Below are 20,413 nucleotides of genomic sequence, written 5' to 3'. Positions count from 1 at the left end.
TCTCATGCGCATGTCGCCGCTGCCGCCGCTCAACGCTCTGATCGCTTTCGAAGCGGCGGTGAGACACATGAGTTTTACCCGTGCCGCCGTCGAGCTGAACCTGTCCCAGAGCGCGGTGAGTCGTCAGATCGTCCATCTCGAGCAGTTTCTGGGCCGCAAGCTCTTCATCCGCGAGCAGCGCCAGCTGACGCTGACCCGGGCGGGCGAAACCTACGCGCTGCAGGTGCGCTCGATCCTGGACGACTGCGTCAACGCCACCGCCGAGGTGATGAAGAGCACCGGCGAGAACGAGTTGACGGTGGCCTGTACCGCCGGGGTGGCCCAGTTCTGGATGGCGCCCCGGCTGGGCGATTTCCGGCGCCAGTACCCCAACTTCAAGCTGCGCCTGATCGTACGCGACGGCGTGACCTCGCTGTCGTCGTTCGAGTTCGACATCGGGCTCTACTACCTGAAGCAGGCGGCGCTGCCGGGATTCGAGACCACCTATGCGATTCCCGAGAAAGTCTTTCCGGTCTGCGCACCCGCCTACCTCGCGGCGTGCCGCGAGCGTTACGGTCTCGGCGAGCATCAGAAGCTCGAGCCCGAGCACCTTCTGCAGGAGACGCTGTTGACCCTGGAGGATGCCCAGAGCCTGTGGATTTCATGGCGCGACTGGTTTCGATATCACGATGTGACGATCTCGCCGGCGACCCAGGCCGTGATCTTCAATCACTACCCGACGCTGGTCGAGATGGCGGTGTTCGAGCAGGGCATCGTGCTGGGCTGGCGCCACGTCATCGACAGCCAGATCGAACGTGGGCGCCTGGTGGTGGCGTCAAACCACTGGGCGAGCCACGGCGGCGGCTACTATCTCATCACCCCGGACGAGCGCCGGGAGAACGTCGCCACGCGCTGTTTCAAGCGCTGGCTGCTGGAAATATCGCCGCAGGGGGAGTGATCGGGGGATCGATGCGCTGACCGCATGCTGCCATGCGTTTTTAGCGCTTTTCACGGGCTCGAGGCGCTGGGTAGGCTCAAGCCGTATTCGAGTCACCCACAAGAGCCCAAGCCATGACCGAACGCTCCTCCGCACTCTCCTCGCAAGCTGTCCTGTTCCGAAACGCCAGCCTGGTCGACGGCTCCTCCCCGCAGCCGCGGACCGGCGTGCATGTCCTGGTCGAGGGCGACCGCATCGCCCAGGTCTCCGATGCGCCGATCGAGGCGCCCCAGGACGCCCGCGTGATCGATCTCGAGGGGCGCACGCTGATGCCCGGCCTGATCGACTGCCATGTCCACGTCATCGCCACCACCGCCGATCTCGGCGCCAACGCGCTGCTGCCGGACGCGCTGGTCGCCGCCCGCGCAACGCCGATCATGAAAGGCATGCTGATGCGCGGCTTCACCACGGTGCGCGACGTCGGCGGTGCCGACCGCGGCATCCAGCAGGCGGTGGCGGAAGGGCTCTTCGTCGGCCCGCGGCTGGTGATCTGCGGCAAGGCGCTCTCCCAGACCGGCGGTCACAACGACTACCGCGGCTTCTATGACGAGCGCGACGACCAGTACCAGACCCGGCGCCTGGGTTCGATGGGGCGGATCTGCGACGGCGTCGAATCGGTGCGCCGCGCGGTGCGTCAGGAGATCAAGGCCGGTGCCCAGTTCATCAAGGTGATGGCCAACGGCGGCGTCTCCTCACCCAGCGATCCGATCGACTTCCTGAGCTTCTCGGTGGACGAACTCAGGACCATCGTCGAGGAGGCGAGCAACGCCCAGACCTACGTCAGCGCGCACCTCTACACCGACGAGGCGATTCGCCGCGCCGTCGAGGCCGGGGTGCGATCGCTCGAACACTGCAACCTGATCGAGGCGGATACCGCCCGCCTGGCCGCCGAGCGCGGCGCCATGGCCTGCCCCACGCTGGTGACCTACGAACGGCTCAAGATCGAAGGCGCCGACTACGGACTCAAGCCGGAATCCGTCGCCAAGATCGACGACGTACGACTGGCAGGACTGGAAAGTCTGGTCACCATGCGCGAAGCGGGGCTGGAGATGGCCTACGGCACCGACCTGCTCGGCGAGATGCATCCGCACCAGTCGGAGGAGTTCGTGATCCGCTCCCAGGTGCTGCCGCCCCACGAGGTGATTCGCAGTGCCACTTCCACCGCGGCCAAGCTGCTGCGGATGGAGGGCGAGATCGGCTGTGTCGCGCCGGGGGCGTGGGCGGACCTGATCGTGGTCGACGGCAACCCGCTGGAGGACATGAGCCTGCTGACCGGCCAGGGCCAGCACCTGTCGCTGATCATGCAGGGCGGCCGCGCGGTCAAGGATCGCCTGAACCGCTGATGTCCCGCCGCCCCGGGGCGAGCGTTCGCACCGGGTCGGCAAGACGACACGCATAACAATCACGACGTATAACAATCAAGAACGGGAGGCTGCGATCATGCAGGCATTCTTCGTCATCGCGTATATCGTACTGATGGTCGTCATCGGGCTCTACTTCTCGCGACGCAAGGTCCACGACGATACCGACTTCATCGTGGCGGGGCGTTCGCTCTCCACCCTGGTGCTCACCGCGACGCTGCTGGCCACCTTCGTGGGGTCGGGCTCCATCGTCGGCGGCGCCAGCTTCGTGTTCCAGCACGGCCCGGGCGCGGCGATCTTCTTCTTCGCCGGCACGCCGATCGCCGCGCTGGTGGTCTACTTCCTGCTGGCGCGCAAGATGCGCCGCTCGCGGGCGACCACGATTCCCGGTCTGATCGAGGAGCGGTTCGGGCCCACGGCGCGCTCGATCGCGTCACTGATCATCCTGCTGGCCTACGTCGGCATCGTCTCGTACCAGTTCACCGGAGCGGGGCAGGCGCTCAACCTGGCGTTCGGCCTGCCGGTGTGGCAGGGCGTGGTGATCGCCGCGCTGGTGATGATCGGTCTGGCGACCATGGGCGGGCTGGTCTCGGTGGCCTACACCGACTACCTGAGTGCGATCATCATCTTTGGCAGCATGCTGATCGCCTTGCCGCTGGTGCTGACCCGGCTGGGCGGTCTCGGCGACATGATGGACGCGCTGCCGGCCACGCACCGGACGCTGCTCGGCGGTCTCACCCCGTGGCAGGCGCTGGGCTATTTCCTGCCGCTGTTCCTGCTGATCCTGGGCGACCAGAACCTGTTTCAGCGCTTCGCCGCCGCGCGGGACCCGGCCACGGCCAAGAAAGCCGCCATGGGCCTGGTCATCGCCTCGATCGTATGTACCTCGCTGATCACCCTGCTGGTCTGCGCCACGCGGGTGATGTATCCCGATATCACGCCATCGACCGCGATGATGACCCTGGCCCAGCAGGGGCTGCCGACGGTGGTCGGCGGGCTGCTGCTGGCGTCTCTGGTGGCGCTGCTGCTGACCACCGGCAACAGCTACCTGCTGTCGGCATCGGCCAGCCTGACCCAGGACATTCTCGGTGGATTGCTGAAACTGAATATCCCGGCAGGCAAGGCGCTGCTGGTCAATCGCCTGACCGTCGTGGTGCTGGGCGTATTGGCCTGGGTGCTGGGGGCGTTCTTCCCCAGCGTGCTGGCGATGCAGATGTACTCCTACGGCATGTACGGCGCCGCGATCACCCCGGTGTTCCTGGCCGCGCTGCTATGGCCTCGCGCTACGCCGGCCGGCGCGCTGTCGGCGATGATCGTCGGCGGCGTGATGACGCTGGTGTGGGAGATCGCGCTGGGCAAGCCGATGGGCTGGAACAGCGTGCTGGTGGCGATGCCGCTGGCGGCGGTGACGCTGATCGGCGTGAGCCTGCTGAGTCGGCCGCGTGCGGTGGCGACGGCGCCGGCTCCCTAGCCAGCGTATTGCCGTAGGAGGAGCCACGCGGAGGCTCTCGACGCTTCGAGCCGACCCGATTGGGTCGGCTCGAGTCGTCAGCTCAAGCTCGCCTTCACTGCAGACACTCAGCCCGGTATCGGGTTGGCCTCGAAGAAATCGGCCACGCTCTGATGCAGTGCCTCCGCGAGTTCCTGCTGGTGGGCGCTGCGCAGTAGCCGGCGGCAGTCCTGCCGATTGGACATGAAGCCCGTCTCGACCAGCATCGAGGGAATGTCCGGCGACTTGAGCACGGCGAAAGCCGCCTTGTTGACGCGATCGTTGTGCAGCGCGGTCACGCTGCCAAGTTGGTTCAACGTCGTCCTGGCCAGTTTTTGGCTGGCGACGTCAGTGCCGCGCATCGACAGGTCGATGAGCACCGACTGCACGTCGGGATCGTCCGAATAGATCTCGCTGTCCCGGGTCGAGGCGTAGCGGTCGGAGCTGTTCTGGCTCTCGGCCAGCCACCGGGCCGTGGCCGAACTGGCTCCGTGTTCCGAGAGAATATAGACGGAGGCGCCTGCGGCCTTGGTGGTCGGTGCGGCGTCGGCGTGTATCGAGATGAACAGGTCGGCGTGGTGATTCCGCGCCATCAATACACGTTGGTGCAGTGGGATGAAGATATCGCTGTCCCGTGTCAGCGATGGCTCGAACCTGGGATCCGTGTCCAGGCGCCCCTTGAGATAGTCGGCGACCCCCATGGCGACGTATTTCTCGTAGTGATCGTCGGCGCTGATGCAGCCGGGATCCTTGCCGCCATGGCCGGCGTCGATCTCGATGATCGCCTTGCGCGGCTGGTTGTGGGACTGCGCCTCGGCCGTCACCGCGGCCATCAGCGGGTCGGGGTCGTTGATACTGACGATCAGTTGCGAGCGATTGGCGCCCAACTGGCGGATATGCGTCTTCGGTTGCTTGAGCGTCTTCAGATCGAGCACGATGCGAATGCCGCCCGCCCGTTGGCCGGTCCGCACATCCTCGACGATGCCGGCATGCTGGTGAAGGGCGGCGCTGGAGGATGCCACCCGCGTGACCTGAGGCAGGTCGATGACGACGCGCGGTGGATGATCCAGCGTAAATACGTTGTGTTCGTTGCTGCCCTCCAGTTCGATGACGAAGCTGGCGCTCTCGTCGTCCTCGGTCAGCGTGAAGGGGATCAGCGGGTTGCCGGCCAGCGCCCGGGTACTGGGGAGCAAACAGGTGGCCAAGAGCGTGGTGATGAAGCGCCTTCTGTCCATGGTGAATATCCGTAAACATGATAAGGAAAAAAGTTACCACGCATACGTTATAACATAACCAAATTTGTCGGTGACACCGGCCGTCGTCGGGACATCCCAGGGCGACGACCGTCGCTCAGCGCCTCGCTGCCGGGAAGGCGTCGTCCTGGGCACGCTCGCGCCGCGTCGTACGCCTTGCCGAGATGACGAAGGCCACGCCGAACGCGATCGAGAACAGCAGCACGATGGTCGGTGCCGGGGCGCTGTCGAGGAAGAACGAGAGGTAGACGCCGAAAAAGGCGATGAGCGCCGACAGGGCAACGGATAGCAGCAGCATGGTGCTGAAGCGCCGGGTCAGCAGAAAGGCGATGGCGCCGGGGGCGATCAGCAGCGCAATGGCCAGGATGATCCCCGCCCCTTTCAGGGCGCCGACGATGGTCAGCGAGATCAGGCAGAGCAGGCCGTAGTGCAGAAGGCCGGTTCGCAGACCCACCGCCCGGGCCTGGGTCGGGTCGAAGGCGTGGAGCAGGAAGTCCTTCCATTTGAGACCGATGACGCCGACGGTGACAAGAGCGATCAGCGCCGATTCGCCGATATCACGCCAGGCTACGCCAAGGATGTCGCCGAACAGGATGTGATCGAGATGCACCGTCGACTGGATCTTGACGTAGAGCACCAGGCCGACGCCGAACATGCCGGAGTAGACGATCCCCATCACCGTGTCCTGCTTGATCCGGCTGTTCTCCTTGAGGAATCCGGTCGCGATGGCGCAGAACATGCCGGCGGCGAAAGCGCCGATGGCGTAGGGGATGCCGACGATATAGGCGATCACCACGCCCGGGAAGACGGCATGGGAGATGGCATCCCCCATCAGCGACCAGCCCTTTAACACCAGGAAGCAGGAGAGCAGGGCCATCGGCACGGTGACCAGCACGGCGATGACCATGGCGTTGACCATGAAGCCGAACTGGAACGGCATCAGCAGTGTGTCCAGCCAGCTCATGATCGCGACTCCGCCGCTTCGGCCACTGGCGTCCGTGCCAGCGACGCTGCGGCCCGGCGTCTCGCCGCCAGCATCCCGTGCTTGGGGGCGAACACGAACGCCATGAGGAAGATCAGCGTCTGCAGCACTACGATGATGCCGCCGGTGGCGCCGTCGAGAAAGTAGCTGGCGTAGGCGCCGAGGAAGCTGGTCAGCGAGCCGATCGTCACCGCGATGACCAGCAGACGCGGGAAGCGATCGCTCAGCAGATAGGCCGTCGCGCCCGGGGTGACGACCATGCAGATCACCAGAAAGGCGCCCACCGTCTGCAGCGCCGCGACGGTCGATGCCGCCAGTAGCGTGAAGAACAGGATCTTGAGCGCGGTGGGGTTGAGGCCGATCGAGCGGGCATGGTTCTCGTCGAAGAACGTCACCATCAGGTCCTTCCACTTGGCCAGCAGGACGATCAGCGATATCACGCCGATCGCCGCCAGCTGCAGGGTGTCGGCGGGCGTGATCGCCAGGACGTTGCCCAGCACGATGGTCTGGATATCCACCGACGTCGGCGACAGCGAGACCATGAACAGCCCTAGGCCGAAGAACGAGGTGAAGATCAGGCCGATGATGACGTCTTCTTTCAACTTGCTGCGCTGGTTGAGGAACAGCATCGCCGCCGAGGCGAGTCCGCCGGCAAAGAAGGCGCCGAGCGAGAACGGCAGCCCCAGCATGTAGGCCCCGGCGACGCCGGGCACGATCGAATGGGAGAGCGCATCGCCGATCAACGACCAGCCCTTGAGCATCAGATAGCAGGAGAGGAAGGCGCAGACGCAGCCCACCAGCGCCGATACCCACATGGCGTTACGCATGTAGCCATAACCGAAGGGCTCGGATAAATAGGCGAGTGGCAGGAGGAGATCCATCAACGGGAGCCTCCCTTTCCGGGACCGCGGTGGCGCCGCGCGGCGATGCCGTTCTGCAGCACCAGCGGCCGCTCGTCGTCGGTGAAGACACCCACGGCATGGGGTGGCGCGCCGGCCGGGTGGGACTGGTCGAGCACGAAGTGACGCAGCACGCCGCCGAACGCCAGCTCCAGATTGTGCTGGGTGAAGGTCTCGTCGGTGGGGCCGGACGCCAGTATCGTGCCCTTGATCAGTACGGTACGGTCGCAGAACTCCGGCACCGAGCCGAGATTGTGGGTCGAAACCAGCATGACCCGCCCCTCGGCGCGCAGTTCGCGCAGCAGGGCGATGATCTGCTCCTCGGTCTTGACGTCGACACCGGTGAATGGCTCGTCGAGCAGGATCACCCGGCTATCCTGGGCCAGAGCGCGGGCCAGGAAGACACGCTTCTTCTGGCCGCCGGAGAGTTCGCCGATCTGGCGCCGACGAAACTCGCTCATGCCGACCCGCTCCAGCGCGGCGGCGACCGCCTCGTGATCGGCCCGCCTGGGAATGCGCAGCATGCCCATATGGCCGTAGCGCCCCATCATCACCACGTCCTCGACCAGTACCGGGAAGTTCCAGTCCACCTCCTCGGATTGCGGTACATAGGCGATCAGGTTGCGCTTGAGCGCGGTTTTGGCCGGCAGGTCCAGCACCCGGATGTCGCCCTGGGCCAGACGCACGAACCCCATGATCGCCTTGAACAGCGTCGACTTGCCGGAACCGTTGACGCCTACCAGCGCGGTGATCGTGCCGGTGGGGATCTCGAAGCTGGTGTCGCGAAGCGCCGTGTGTCCATTGCGGTAGGTCACGGTGGCGCCAGTGACGGAGATGCCGCCCCCACGCTGTCGGGAGGCGGTCGCGGTGGCCGGCTGCTCGGGCGCTCCGGGTTCGATCACTGGCTGGTTCCCTCGGTGAGACCGTCGGCGATGGTGCGGGACGTGACCTCGAGAAGATCGATATAGGTCGGGACCGGGCCGTCCGGGCCGCTCAGCGAGTCGACGTAGAGCACGCCACCGTAGAGCGCGCCTGTCTCGCGGGCGACCTGTTGGGCCGGCTTGGCGGAGACGGTGCTCTCGCTGAAGACCGCGGGAATATCATGCTCGCGAACGCTGTCGATCACGTGGCGAACCTGTTGCGGCGTGCCCTGCTGGTCGGCATTGATCGGCCACAGGTAGAGCTCGCGCAGCCCGAAATCCCGTGCCAGATAGGAGAAGGCCCCTTCGCTCGTCACCAGCCAGCGATCCTCCTCGGGGATCTGCGCCAGCGACTGGCGGATCGGGGCGACGGCCGCTTCGATCTCTTGCTTGTAGCGTTCGGCGTTGTTGCGGTAAGTCTCGGCGTTGTCCGGATCGTACTTGATGAAGGCGTCGCGGATATTGTCGACGTAGATCAGCGCATTGCTCGGCGACATCCAGGCGTGGGGGTTGGGTTTACCGTCATACGGGCCGGAGGTGATGCCGATGGGCTCGACGCCCTCGGAGGCGATCACGCTGGGTACGTTGTCCAGATGCTGGAAGAACTTCTCGAACCAGCGCTCCAGGTCGAGGCCATTCCAGATGATCAGGTCGGCACCCTGGGCGCGCATGATGTCACCCGGCGTCGGCGAGTAGTTGTGGATCTCCGCGCCCGGCTTGGTGATCGACTCCACCGTGGCGGCATCGCCGGCCACGTTCTGGGCCATGTCCGCGATCACCGTGAAGGTGGTCACGGCTTTGAACTTCTGCTGCGCGGCTTCATTCGCGCCGGCGGGCAGGGCAAGCGCCAACATTGCGATGGCCATCAAGCACATCAGGGGCGAACGTCGACAGACAATCCCGGGCATGAGCGGCTCCGATCGAGTGGAGGTTGGCCAGGGCATCGCGCTCGCCGTTCGAAGGCTTTCGAGCGCAAAACGTTAGCATGATTTCTTTCTTTACCCTGGTTAAACAGTGTTCCTTTGGTTTCGATTTATAGCATTGGTTGATTCGGCTGTGAAGGGGGATGCGATGTCATTCGAAAAGGGAAAGGTTCGACGCGGAGACCGGTAAGGAGGCGGGAGCGGGGCGGATCACGCCCCGCTGGCGTTGGGCTCAAAGTTGCGCCAGCAGCCGTCGACAATCCCGATGGTGCCAGTCGGTGAGGTTCGGCCAGCGGTTTTCCGCGACGTTGACCAGAATCGTGCGGGCACCGGCGGCGCGACCGCACTCGAGGTCCATTGGGCTGTCGCCTACCATCACCACGCTCGACGGTTCGACCTGCCAGCGATGGATGAAATGGTCGAGGCCGCCGGGATGCGGCTTGGGCGGCGCCTCGTCGCGTCCGAGAACGTCATCGGGAGCGAAGCAGCCGTCGAGGCCGATGGCTTCCAGGGTGATATGCGCCAGCTCCTTGGCATTGCGGGTCAGGATACCCAGACGACAGCCGCGCTCGCAGAGTGCCTGAACCAGCTCGACCGCGCCGGCTGCCGCGGTCGAGCGCAACGCCAGTTCCCGCTCATGCTCGAGCAGTCAGTCGTGCTTGGCATCGCGCTCGGCGGCGGGCAGCGTCTCCAGGTGATGCAGGATATCGGCGCCGTCCGGGATCTCCAGCTCACGCCGGATCGCCGGGAAATCGTGCACGCCGAGGGTGAGCGTGCCATCCATGTCGAAGGCCCAGTGGGTCAGGGTGGAGAGAGAATGAAGGTCGGTCGGGGGAGATGAGGGAGGCATCACGTCACTCGTCGATTGAATAATGGTCATCATGCCATTTGGCGACAGCTTTGCGTTATCGAGCGCTCGATTTGTCCTGACAGTCGGTGCAGGGGCTTAACGTAGCGTGTCAGTGTTTTCGCCAGGTCGCCGGATGCCATGGTTTTCGCGTCACCTGTATGATTCCCTGCATTACACGAACAGTGCATCGAGACGCAGGGATACTTCAGAACATCATGAATACCGAAAGCCACTCACGGCAGGCCGCCTTCATCTGGTCCGTCGCGGACCTGCTGCGCGGCGATTTCAAGCAGTCCCAGTATGGTCGTATCATCCTGCCGTTCACCCTGCTCCGCCGGTTGGAGTGCGTCCTGGTGCCCACGAAGCAAGAGGTGGTCGACGCCGCTCACCAGCATCGCGACAAGCCGGACGCGGTACGCGAGCAACTGCTGCTGCGAGCGGCCAAGCAGCCTTTTTTCAATGCCTCAAAGCTGACGCTGGGCACACTCTCCAGCACGCAGACTGCCAACGACCTGATGAGTTACGTGCAGTCGTTTAGCCAGGACGCGCGGGAGATCTTCGAGCACTTCGAGTTCGAGAACTTCGTCCAGCAGCTCAGCGCCAACGATCTGCTCTACAAGGTCGTCGAGGCGTTCGCCAAGACGGATCTCAGCCCGGAAAGTCTCTCCAACTTCGGCATGGGGCTCGTCTTCGAGGAGCTGATTCGCAAGTTCGCGGAAAGCTCCAACGAGACGGCGGGTGAACACTTCACCCCACGAGATATCGTGCACCTGACGACTTCGCTGGTGCTGACCAATCAGGATGCCAGGCTCAAGAGCGGCGGCATCGTCACCGTGTACGACCCGACAGCGGGCACGGGCGGCTTTCTTTCCGAAAGCGACGAGTACATGCAGCAGGTCAGCGGCGGCATGAGCGTGTCGCTACACGGTCAGGAGCTGAACCCCGAGTCCTACGCGATCTGCAAGGCGGACATGCTTGTCAAGGGCCAGGAGGTCAAACAGATCAAGCTGGGCAATACGCTCGCCAACGACCAACTGGCCGGCGAGCACTTCGACTTCATGCTTTCCAACCCGCCGTTTGGCGTGGCATGGAAGAAAGTTCAGAAGCAGGTCACCGACGAACATAAGCAGAAAGGCTTCAATGGGCGTTTCGGCCCCGGGTTGCCGCGCGTCTCCGACGGTTCGCTACTGTTCCTGATGCATCTGGTCAGCAAGATGCGCCCCACGCAGCAGGGCGGCTCGCGCATCGGCATTATCCTCAACGGGTCGCCGCTGTTCACCGGCGGCGCGGGGAGCGGTGAGTCCGAGATTCGCCGTTACCTGCTCCAGCACGACATGGTCGAGGCCATCGTCGGCCTGCCCACCGACATGTTCTACAACACCGGAATCGCCACCTACGTGTGGGTTCTCTCGAACGCCAAGCCGGCCGAGCGTCGTGGCAAGGTGCAACTGATCAACGCTACCGGCCGTGCCAGCAAGATGCGTAAATCGCTGGGCAGCAAGCGCCAGTACGTCGCTGATGAAGACATCGAGGCGATCGTAAGGCTCTACGGCCAGAACCTCGAGGGTGAAGAGAGCAAGATCTTCCCGGTCGACGCCTTCGGCTACCGGCGCATCACCGTGGAGCGCCCGCTGCGTCTCAACTTTCAGGCAAGTCCCGAACGGCTGGCCAAGCTGGATGAAGAAAAGCCGATCCAGAAACTTCCCAAGCCGGAGCGCGAAGCGCTCAAAGCTGCCTGCGCAACGCTCGATCCCGAGCAGATCCATGTCAACCGCGACGCTTTCACCAAGGCGTTGAAAGCCGCCGGATTGAAAATCGGCGCGCCGGTGCAGAAAGCCATTCTCAATGCGCTTTCCGAGCGCGATCCGGAAGCGGACATCTGTCTCGACAGTAAAGGCAACCCGGAGCCGGACAGCAGCCTGCGCGATAACGAAAACGTGCCGTTGGGTGAGTCCGTGTTCGACTACTTCAAGCGCGAGGTGCAGCCTCACGTGCCGGATGCCTGGATCGACGAAGAAAAACGCGATGAGCAGGACGGCCGTATTGGTATCGTTGGCTTCGAGATCCCCTTCAATCGACACTTCTATCAATTCACGCCGCCGCGTCCGCTGGAAGAGATCGACGCCGACCTCAAGGCCTGCACCGACCGGATCAAGCAGATGATCGAGGGGATGTCGGCATGACAAATTTGTCGGGAACAAATTCGAACAGGCGCGAAGCGACTGGCCCGAAGGGCGAGGGCAGGGATAGCCCGAGTACCTTTTCCGCCTATCCCGAATACAAGGATTCCGGTGTTGAGTGGTTGGATGAGGTGCCGGCCCATTGGGACATAAAACCTCTGAAGTACGTTGCGACTTTCAATGACGAGGTGTTGTCGGAAAGCACGCCTGACGAATATCTCATCAAGTATGTTGAAATTTCGGATGTGGATGAGCAGCTCGGCATCACCGGCTGGTCAGAACATTCTTTTTTATCGGCACCCTCAAGGGCGCGTCGGATTTTGAAGGATGGAGATGTCCTGATCTCGACCGTGCGCACCTATTTGCGCGCTATTGCTCCGGTGAAAGAGCCACCTGAGAATCTTGTAGGTTCTACAGGGTTTGCTGCCATTCGGCCTGTGTCTGATGTATATCATTCCGAATTGCTGGGATATACGCTCAGAGCTGAGTGGTTTATCTCAAATATCATCGCCCGTTCCGTTGGCGTCAGTTATCCGGCGATCAATGCGTCAGACTTGGTGGTCTTGCCCGTTCCAGTTCCATTATGGGAAGAACAGAAAAAAATTGCTTCCTTTCTCAACCACGAAACCGCCCGCATCGACGCGCTGATCGACGAGCAAAAGCGCCTGATCGAGCTGCTCAAGGAGAAGCGCCAGGCGGTGATCTCTCATGCCGTCGCCAAAGGGCTGGATCCTGATGTGCCGATGAAGGACTCCGGAGTGGAGTGGCTGGGCGAGGTGCCGGCGCATTGGAGAGTCAAGCGAATCAAGCATGTCGTATGTTCATTTGAGCAAGGTTGGAGCCCGCAGTGCGAGAATGTCCCTGTTGGAAGCAAGAAAGAATGGGGTGTGCTTAAAGTAGGGTGCGTCAATCATGGTAGGTTTGATTGCCAAGAGAATAAGAAGCTTCCCGACAACCTTTCTCCCAGGCATGATTTGACTGTTAAAACTGATGACGTTCTGATCTCTCGCGCTAATACGCGGGAACTGGTTGGTAGCTGTGCGGTTCCTACCATTGACTATCCCAACTTGATGTTGTCGGACAAGTTGTTTCGCCTTCGTCTCCATAAGTCAGTCGCTGATCCATTGTTCCTAGCTTTTTTTATGGGGGCTTCACAAACTAGAAAGCAAATCGAGCTAGAGGCGACAGGAGCAAGTAGTTCGATGCTGAATATTGGGCAGGGAACGGTACTTGAAATGACACTCCCGTGCCCTCCAGTTGAAGAACAGATTGAAATTCGCGACGAAATCGTCAAAAAAACATGGAGTTTGCTCGATATGGTGGGGGAGGCTATCGAACTCGAAGAAAGACTTAAAGAACGCCGCTCCGCCCTGATCTCCGCCGCCGTTACCGGTAAAATCGATGTCCGCAACTGGCAGCCCGAGCAATCGATCGAACAACCGGAGCTACCAATGGTCGCCGAAGCGCACGCCACCTATAGCTGAACTCGGATAGCCGAATCCCAATAACAAGGAATGATGATGACGCAGGGCCGCAGTATTCGACTCTTTCTGGTGGACGGTACGCCTAATGGTTTGCTGACAGCCGAGATCATGAACTGGACCGGCCACGTGCTGACCGGGCCGCGCACCAAATTGAGCGAACTGGTGCAGCGGCCGGAGTGCGGGCGTACCGGTATCTATTTTCTGGTCGGGCCGGACCCGGACAACAGCCTGCGACCGCTGGTGTATATCGGCGAAAGCGACGATGTCAGTACGCGCCTCAAGCAGCACAACCGGCCGGAAGTGGCCGGGCCGGGTGGTGGCAAGGATTTCTGGGAGCGGGTCTGCCTGATCACCAGCAAGGACCAGAACCTGACCAAGGCGCACGTCAAATATCTGGAGAGTCTGCTGATCAAAAACGCGGGTGACGTCGGGCGCTGCAAGTTGATCAACGGCACCGCCCATGAGTACATCAATTTACCCGAATCCGACCGTGCCGATATGGCGTTCTTCACCGAGCAGATTCGCACGGTATTGCCGGTGTTGGGTTTCGATTTTCTGCGTGGACGCGCCACGCCGGTGAGTCAGCAGCTTGCCGGGGCACCGGAAGTATTGCCTCAATCGCCCAAATTCGTCCTCGAAGTGCCGCGCCATGGCATCAAGGCAAAAGGGCAGGAGGTCGATGGAGAGTTCTTCGTACTCGAGGGCTCGATGGCTCGTGACCAGTGGGTCGGCGTCAATGGTGGCTACAAGGCGCTCTTTCAGCAGCTCTGTGACGACAATGTGCTGGTCGCGGCTGAGGGCAGTCTCCGGCGTTTCGCGGCCGACTACGCGTTCTCTAGCCCGAGCGCGGCCGCTGCGGTCGTGTCCGGGCGAAGTGCCAACGGGCGGGAGCAGTGGAAGGTCGAGGGGACTGGCCAGACCTACGCCGGTTGGCAGGACCAGCAAGTGAGCGCTGCGGCGACAGAAGCTGAATCCAATTCTCCTTTGGACTGATTTCCAGGGTCACCTACGGCAGCCGATTCCGGCTTTCAGTTTACCTATAGGTTAAAAAACGGTCCTGAATTCCGTTTCAGGTTTGTTGATAAACCCTATTGGTTTACCTTGAGGTAATAAATCGCCGGTCAAGGCCGCTTTTGGGTATGAAAATAAACCAACTTTGGCAGCAGATCCCGCATGGCGCCATCGTGACGACGGCGTGGCTTACCGCGCATGGCGTCAGCGCGGATCAGGCTCGCAAGCTGGCCAGTAGCGGCTGGCTACAGCGCGTGGGGCACGGCGCCTACAGCCGTGCCGGTGATCCCCTCTCCTGGGAGAGCGTGGTCTTCGCGCTGCAGTCGAGCGGCGAGTCGGAATCGCCGTCCCTCTGGCCGGGCGGCCAGACGGCGTTGGCGCTGCAAGGCTTTGCCCACTATCTACCGCTGGGGAGTGGGACGACGCATCTGTTTGGCGTATCCGCGACTCGGCTTCCCGGCTGGCTGAAAGACGCCGACTGGGCGGGACGAATCGCGTTTCACACCGATGGCAGTTTGCCGGCGTCGCTTGCCGGCAGCTTCGAGCGCGTCGAGCCGTCGGGCAAGACGTTCGCTTTGACGATCTCGACCCCCGAACGGGCCATTCTGGAATGGGTTGCCGTTACACCGAACGAGCTGTTGTTCAGCAGCGAGCTGGTGGATACCTTCGATGGACTCAACACGCTGCGGCCACGCCGCCTGCAGGCACTGCTGGAAGGATGTCGCTCGATAAGGACCAAGCGCGCGTTTCTGGTGTTGGCGCGTCACGCAGGCCATGCCTGGTACCGGCGGCTGGCGTTGGATCGCCTGGATCTCGGCCGGGGCAAGCGTCAGCTCTGCCAGGGCGGTAAGCTGGACAGGGAGTTCCAGGTGACCGTGCCGGAGACATTCACCGATGCCCATTGAGCCGAGATACCACGAGCAGGTGCGGCTACTGGTCTCGTTGCTGCCGTTTCTGAATGACGAGCCGTGCTTCGCGCTCAAGGGCGGAACGGCTATCAATCTGTTCGTTCAACCGTTTCCCAGACTCTCGGTCGATATCGATCTTGCTTACCTGCCGCTGGAGCCTCGCGAGGAAGCGCTGATCTGCTGCCGCCAGGCGCTTCAGCGTCTGGCGCGAGCCATCAATGATCGAGTACCGGGTGCGAGGGCCGCTCTTCAGAACAACCGCAGTGACGAGCTGCGGATTCTGGTTCGCCGGGGCCAGAGCCAGGTCAAGATCGAAGTATCTCCCGTACTGCGCGGAACCGTGCACCTGCCCGACGAGCGCGATGTCGTCGAAGCCGTGGAAGACGAGTACGGATTTGCCGCTGTACAGGTGGTTTCGCTACCTGACTTGTACGGCGGTAAGCTCTGCGCGGCGCTGGACCGTCAGCATCCCCGGGATCTCTTTGACGTGAAGCAACTGCTGGACCAAGGCGGTCTGGATCGGAGTCTCTTCGAGGGGTTCCTCGTCTATCTGCTCGGTCATCCGCGACCCTTGAGCGAGGTCCTCAATCCGCGGCTGCAGCCGCTGGATGCCATCTACCACCAAGAGTTCGCCGGTATGGCGCGAACCGAGGTTCCGCTGGCGGAACTGGAAGCGGCTCGGCGGGCATTACTGGCCCGGCTGGGAGAACTGATCACCGATGAAGACGTTCGCTTTCTGCTGTCGTTCAAGCAGGGAACGCCAGACTGGTCGCTTCTATCGATCGGAGGCGTCGATAAGTTACCGGCGGTGCGCTGGAAGCTGGCCAATATCCAGCGGATGAGCGAGGAAAAGCATCGGCGCTCTATCGAGTCACTGGCGCAGGCGTTGAGCGGGCTTCAGCGAAAGTCTCATGGATAAGCTTAATCGGTCCGCAGCGACATAGTGGCTTTCTCCTTAACCTTCTGAAACGCTAGTCTGTTACGAAACGAACACAACCAACGATCACGCCGAGCGCAGGGGATGACATGGCGGACAGCAGAGAAGCCCGTTTTCAGCGGGACATCATCGACGCCATGGTGGTCGGCGGGTGGCGAACCGGCGCAGGCAGCGGGTATGACCGCCATACGGCGCTCTACACGGAGGACTTGCTTGGCTACGTCAAGGAGGCCTGGCCGGCGCGTTGGGAGAAGTTCTGCCAGAGCAATCCGCAGGCATCCGAGACCGTATTCGTGCGTAAGGTCGTGCGTGAGCTGGAGCAGGCCGGCACGCTCGAGGTTCTGCGTCATGGCTTCAAGGTGCCGGGCGTCAAATTCGATCTGTGCAGCTTCCAGCCCGATCACGGCATGAATCCGGATTCGCTTGCCCGCTACCGTGCCAACCGTTTGCGCGTGGTGCCGGAAGTCTCCTATTCCCCTCACACCCGAGACAAAGACGCTGGCCAAGGCTATGACCCGCGTCTGGATCTGGTGCTGTTCGTCAACGGCATTCCTGTCGCGACGCTGGAATTGAAGAGCCAGTTCAAGCAGACGGTAGAAAATGCCAAGCGGCAGTATCGCCAGGACCGACCGCTCAAGGATCCGGTCACCCGCAAGGTGGAACCACTGCTGGCATTCAAACGTGGTGCCCTGGTCCATTTCGCCGTCAGTCAGGCGGAGGTGGCGATGACCACCAAGCTGGCGGGCAAGGACACCTTCTTTCTGCCGTTCAATCGTGGCACGGAAGAGGGCGGTGCCGGCAATCCGCAGCCCGATGATGATCAGACTTACGCGACCGCTTACCTATGGAAGCAGGTGTTCGCGCCGGATGCCTGGTTGAAGATTCTCGGCCGTTTTCTGCATCTCGAGCAGAAGACCACTGAAGACTTCCATGGTCGTCGCAGCACGAAAGAGACGCTGATCTTTCCGCGTTACCATCAATGGGACGTGGTCAATCGGTTGATTCGTTCCACGTTGGCGGAGGGCGCCGGGCAGCGCTATCTGGTGCAGCACAGTGCCGGTTCCGGCAAGTCGAATTCCATTGCCTGGACGGCTCACCAACTGGCCAACCTTTATGCAGACGATGGCCGGAAACTGTTCAACTCGGTGATCGTGATCACCGATCGCACGGTGCTCGACAGTCAGCTTCAGGAAACCATCTATCAATTCGAGCATGCCCATGGCGTGGTCTGCCCGATCACCCGTGAGGTCGGCAATCAGAGCAAGTCGGAACAACTTGCCGAAGCGCTCGCCAGTAACACGCGAATCATCATCGTCACGATCCAGACCTTCCCGGCGCTGTTCGATGCTCTGGAAAAACGCCCCAAGCTGGCCGAGGGCCGTTATGCAGTGATCGCCGACGAGGCTCACTCCTCACAGACGGGCAGCTCGGCCAGCAAGCTCAAGGCACTGCTGGCTGCCGCCGGGGAATCGATGGATGAGGACGGCAACGGCGAGCTGGAAGAGCGCGAGGGCAATGGCGAGCTGGAAATAACCGCTGAGGCCATGCTCGATGCTGCCGTCGCTTCGCGCCGACCCAATGAGCGCATCAGCTACTACGCCTTTACTGCCACACCCAAGGGCAAGACCCTCGAACTTTTCGGTCGCAAGCCGGAGCCGGATCTGCCAGCCAGCACAGCGAACAAGCCTCAGCCGTTCCATCTCTACTCCATGCGCCAGGCCATCGAGGAGGGCTTCATTCTGGACGTCCTCCGGAACTACGTGACGTACAGCACGGCGTGGAAGCTCGCCCATCCCGATGGCGAGGAGCAGGAGGTGGATTCCAAAAAGGCGTCACGGACGCTGGCGAAGTGGGTTCGCCTGCACCCCTACAACATTGCGCAGCGGGTCGAAGTGATCGTCGAGCATTATCGTAAGAACGTGCATCACTTACTCGATAAGCAGGCCAAGGCGATGGTGGTCACGGCGAGTCGGCAGGAGGCGGTGCGCTATCAACTGGCGATGCGTGAGTACATCCAGGAGAAGCGTTACGACGACGTTCATCCGATGGTGGCGTTCTCCGGCAGCGTGCCGCCGGACGAGGCGATCCCCGAGGAGGTGACGGAGACCAGTCAGTGGCTCAACCCGGGACTCAATGGGCGTGACATGCGTGAAGCGTTCGATACCGACGACTACAACGTGATGATCGCGGCCAACAAGTTCCAGACCGGCTTCGATCAGCCCAAGCTATGCGCCATGTACGTGGACAAGAAGCTTCAGGGCGTGGACTGCGTGCAGACCCTCTCGCGGCTCAATCGCCTTTTCCCCGGCAAAGAGACTTTCGTTCTCGATTTCTACAACGATGAGCAGGATATCCTTGACGCCTTCGCGACCTATTATCGCAAGGCCGAGCTGGCCGATGTCTCCGATCCGCAGGTGGTTTATGACCTCCAGCGCACTCTGGATGCCAGTGGTATCTATCAATGGCCCGAAGTGGAGGCCTTCGCAAGAGCGTTTTTCGATCCCAAGGCGTCTGCCTCCAGTCTCAGCTACCATTGCCGACCGGCGCAGGAGCGCTTCAAACAGCGTTATCGGCTGGCTCTGGATCAGTTTCAGGCCTGGAGTGAGGCTCGCCAGACAGCCGAGCGCAATGGCGACGACAAGGGCCTGAAACGTGCCGAGCAGGAGCTCAAGGACGCCGGTACCACCCGCGACGAACTCGAACTGTTCCGCAAGAACCTGAACAGCTTCGTGCGCAGCTACGAATTCCTCAGCCAGATTGTTCATTTCGACGACGCCGAGCTCGAGCAGCTCTGTGTCTTCGCGCGTGGCCTTTATCCGCTACTGAGAACTGACCGTTTGCTGGAAGAAGAAGGCGTCGACGTCAGCGAGCTTGAGTTGACCCATTACCGCTTTACCAAGCGCGAAGAGAAACGCCTGCGCCTGGAAGAGGCCGAGGGCGACTACGGGTTGACCCCGGTCAGCGAGGTGGGCTCCGGCAAGCCTCACGATCCTGAGAAGCAGCGCCTGGCCGAGATCATCGACCGGCTCAACGATCTCTACGGTGCCGAGGTCAGTGACGACGACAAGCTGCACTTCTTCCGGGGTTTAGCGGGAAGATTATCGAAGGATGAACCGCTAATGCAGCAAGTGGTTTCTCATAGCGAAGATCAGGCTATGCATGGACTGTTGCCCGCACGGTTCAATGACGTCGTTTTGGATGCGATGAGTGATAACGAAAAAATGGCAATGCCATTACTGGAAGGCGGAGAAATCGCCAACAAGGCCTGCCGTATTATTTTCAATATGCTGGTGCAGGAATATAAGGCGTTGCAGAAGTAAAAGCATCGCAGGCCAAGTGTCGATCTGGAGGCGAATCAGTTCGCGATATCCGCCTTGTTTGGCTTCAGCAACTACTGCCCCTCCCGCTCCCGAAACATCTCTCCGACCCGCTGTTGGGCAATGCCGATGTGGTAGTCGAGCGCGGCCTCGCAGGCGTTCGCATCTCGTGTCCGCAGGGCGTCCATGACGGGTTGGTGGCTCTCCGCGACCTGGGCGGGGTCGTCGTAGAGCTGGCCGATCAGCAGGATGCAGAAGCGCATCTCGTGGCACAGCTCGTCGAAAACGCGCACCAGCCGCTGGTTGCCGCTGAACTGGCACAGCATGCGATGAAAGGCGACGTCTTCCTCGATCTGCTGGAGCGCCGTGCCGTCGTTGGCGACCCGGCGCATGGTCTCGAGCTGGGCGTCGAGCGCCGCCTCCATCTCGGCCGTCAGCTTGCCGGCGAGCAGGCGCACGGCATGGCGCTCCAGGCACAGGCGCAGGTCGTAGACATCGTCGAGTTCAGCGGCGTTGAAGGTGCGAACGAAGAAGCCGCGCCGGGGTTGGGAGACCAGCATGCCACGGCTCTCGAGCAGGCGTGCCGCTTCCCGCACCGGGGCGCGGCTGACGCCGAAGTCCCGTGCCAGCTGCGCTTCGGCCAGATGCACGCCCGGCGCGAAGTCCCCCTTGAGCAGGGCCTCGGTCAGCATGTCGGCGATCTGGTTGACCAGGTCGCGCTGCTGGATCGTGGCGAATCCACTTGTGGTCGTGGTCATGGCGTCTCGTTCTGCTCGGTTTCCGGTCGTCGCACTATCGCTCAAATTGCCATTAGGGTCGACTGTCGAGTGTCGACAGTTTGAAAGTTGCCTGATAGGTTATCTCTCACCGCTTCCGTCATGGTAACGGCGGCCGGCGACCCTCCCACAAGCACAACGATGATC

17 protein-coding genes are annotated in these 20,413 nt (G+C 61.9%); 9 read left to right on the top strand and 8 right to left on the bottom strand.

What is annotated here, in order from left to right:
* Positions 1 to 4 precede the first annotated feature (4 nt).
* The 3 genes from F0A16_RS10720 to F0A16_RS10710 all read left to right on the top strand — a co-directional run bounded on the left by F0A16_RS10720 (position 5) and on the right by F0A16_RS10710 (position 3,808).
* Positions 5 to 937 carry a LysR substrate-binding domain-containing protein gene (locus F0A16_RS10720; RefSeq protein WP_149435390.1) on the top strand — a complete coding sequence of 311 codons (933 nt, stop codon included), beginning with the start codon at positions 5 to 7 and terminating at the stop codon, positions 935 to 937.
* A gap of 113 nt (positions 938 to 1,050) precedes the next feature.
* Positions 1,051 to 2,319 carry a metal-dependent hydrolase family protein gene (locus tag F0A16_RS10715; protein ID WP_149435389.1) on the top strand — a complete coding sequence of 423 codons (1,269 nt, stop codon included), beginning with the start codon at positions 1,051 to 1,053 and terminating at the stop codon, positions 2,317 to 2,319.
* A 97-nt stretch (positions 2,320 to 2,416) separates the two neighbouring features.
* Positions 2,417 to 3,808, top strand: a complete 1,392-nt coding sequence (locus F0A16_RS10710) for a sodium:solute symporter family protein (RefSeq protein WP_223119768.1) — start codon at positions 2,417 to 2,419, stop codon at positions 3,806 to 3,808.
* A gap of 107 nt (positions 3,809 to 3,915) precedes the next feature.
* On the opposite strand, the gene F0A16_RS10705 is transcribed toward F0A16_RS10710, so the two are convergent.
* The 7 genes from F0A16_RS10705 to F0A16_RS21890 form a co-directional block, all read right to left on the bottom strand.
* Positions 3,916 to 5,061 (bottom strand): N-acetylmuramoyl-L-alanine amidase, encoded by a 1,146-nt coding sequence (locus F0A16_RS10705; protein WP_149435388.1) that lies wholly within the window; start codon positions 5,059 to 5,061, stop codon positions 3,916 to 3,918.
* 115 nt (positions 5,062 to 5,176) lie between these two features.
* Positions 5,177 to 6,043 carry a metal ABC transporter permease gene (locus F0A16_RS10700; protein ID WP_149435387.1) on the bottom strand — a complete coding sequence of 289 codons (867 nt, stop codon included), beginning with the start codon at positions 6,041 to 6,043 and terminating at the stop codon, positions 5,177 to 5,179.
* A complete protein-coding gene (gene sitC, locus F0A16_RS10695; RefSeq protein WP_149435561.1) occupies positions 6,040 to 6,942 on the bottom strand; it encodes an iron/manganese ABC transporter permease subunit SitC in 903 nt (300 codons plus the stop codon). Before sitC ends, F0A16_RS10700 begins: the two co-directional genes overlap by 4 nt.
* Positions 6,942 to 7,862 (bottom strand): manganese/iron ABC transporter ATP-binding protein, encoded by a 921-nt coding sequence (locus F0A16_RS10690; protein ID WP_275401758.1) that lies wholly within the window; start codon positions 7,860 to 7,862, stop codon positions 6,942 to 6,944. The genes sitC and F0A16_RS10690 overlap by 1 nt, the downstream gene beginning before the upstream one ends.
* Positions 7,859 to 8,746 (bottom strand): metal ABC transporter substrate-binding protein, encoded by an 888-nt coding sequence (locus tag F0A16_RS10685; RefSeq protein WP_275401757.1) that lies wholly within the window; start codon positions 8,744 to 8,746, stop codon positions 7,859 to 7,861. The genes F0A16_RS10690 and F0A16_RS10685 overlap by 4 nt, the downstream gene beginning before the upstream one ends.
* A gap of 289 nt (positions 8,747 to 9,035) precedes the next feature.
* Positions 9,036 to 9,452, bottom strand: a complete 417-nt coding sequence (locus F0A16_RS21895; protein WP_275401759.1) for an HAD family hydrolase — start codon at positions 9,450 to 9,452, stop codon at positions 9,036 to 9,038.
* On the bottom strand, positions 9,453 to 9,653 hold the full coding sequence (locus F0A16_RS21890) for a hypothetical protein (RefSeq protein ID WP_223119766.1): 201 nt from the start codon (positions 9,651 to 9,653) through the stop codon (positions 9,453 to 9,455).
* Positions 9,654 to 9,868: 215 nt separating this feature from the next.
* Between F0A16_RS21890 and F0A16_RS10675 the strand changes: the two genes are divergently transcribed.
* The 6 genes from F0A16_RS10675 (at position 9,869) to F0A16_RS10650 (ending at position 19,493) form a co-directional block, all read left to right on the top strand.
* Positions 9,869 to 11,836, top strand: a complete 1,968-nt coding sequence (locus F0A16_RS10675) for a type I restriction-modification system subunit M (RefSeq protein ID WP_149435386.1) — start codon at positions 9,869 to 9,871, stop codon at positions 11,834 to 11,836.
* On the top strand, positions 11,833 to 13,317 hold the full coding sequence (locus F0A16_RS10670) for a restriction endonuclease subunit S (RefSeq protein ID WP_149435385.1): 1,485 nt from the start codon (positions 11,833 to 11,835) through the stop codon (positions 13,315 to 13,317). The genes F0A16_RS10675 and F0A16_RS10670 overlap by 4 nt, the downstream gene beginning before the upstream one ends.
* A 36-nt stretch (positions 13,318 to 13,353) precedes the next feature.
* The gene (locus F0A16_RS10665) at positions 13,354 to 14,310 is read left to right on the top strand and encodes a GIY-YIG nuclease family protein (RefSeq protein ID WP_149435384.1); all 957 of its coding nucleotides are present in this window, start codon (positions 13,354 to 13,356) and stop codon (positions 14,308 to 14,310) included.
* Between the two features lie 146 nt (positions 14,311 to 14,456).
* Positions 14,457 to 15,233: a type IV toxin-antitoxin system AbiEi family antitoxin domain-containing protein gene (locus tag F0A16_RS10660; RefSeq protein ID WP_149435383.1), complete on the top strand. Its 777-nt coding sequence runs from the start codon at positions 14,457 to 14,459 to the stop codon at positions 15,231 to 15,233.
* On the top strand, positions 15,223 to 16,155 hold the full coding sequence (locus F0A16_RS10655) for a nucleotidyl transferase AbiEii/AbiGii toxin family protein (RefSeq protein ID WP_149435382.1): 933 nt from the start codon (positions 15,223 to 15,225) through the stop codon (positions 16,153 to 16,155). Before F0A16_RS10660 ends, F0A16_RS10655 begins: the two co-directional genes overlap by 11 nt.
* Positions 16,156 to 16,262: 107 nt before the next feature.
* Positions 16,263 to 19,493 carry a type I restriction endonuclease subunit R gene (locus tag F0A16_RS10650; RefSeq protein ID WP_149435381.1) on the top strand — a complete coding sequence of 1,077 codons (3,231 nt, stop codon included), beginning with the start codon at positions 16,263 to 16,265 and terminating at the stop codon, positions 19,491 to 19,493.
* A gap of 71 nt (positions 19,494 to 19,564) precedes the next feature.
* On the opposite strand, the gene F0A16_RS10645 is transcribed toward F0A16_RS10650, so the two are convergent.
* Entirely contained in the window at positions 19,565 to 20,248 is a 684-nt protein-coding gene (locus tag F0A16_RS10645; protein WP_149435380.1) for a GntR family transcriptional regulator, read from the bottom strand.
* Positions 20,249 to 20,413: the final 165 nt, after the last annotated feature.

The sequence above is a fragment of the Salinicola corii genome, from assembly GCF_008298015.1.
Classification (GTDB): domain Bacteria; phylum Pseudomonadota; class Gammaproteobacteria; order Pseudomonadales; family Halomonadaceae; genus Salinicola; species Salinicola corii.
Note: the sequence above shows the minus strand (reverse complement) of the source record. Positions and strands in the feature narration are given on the sequence as shown.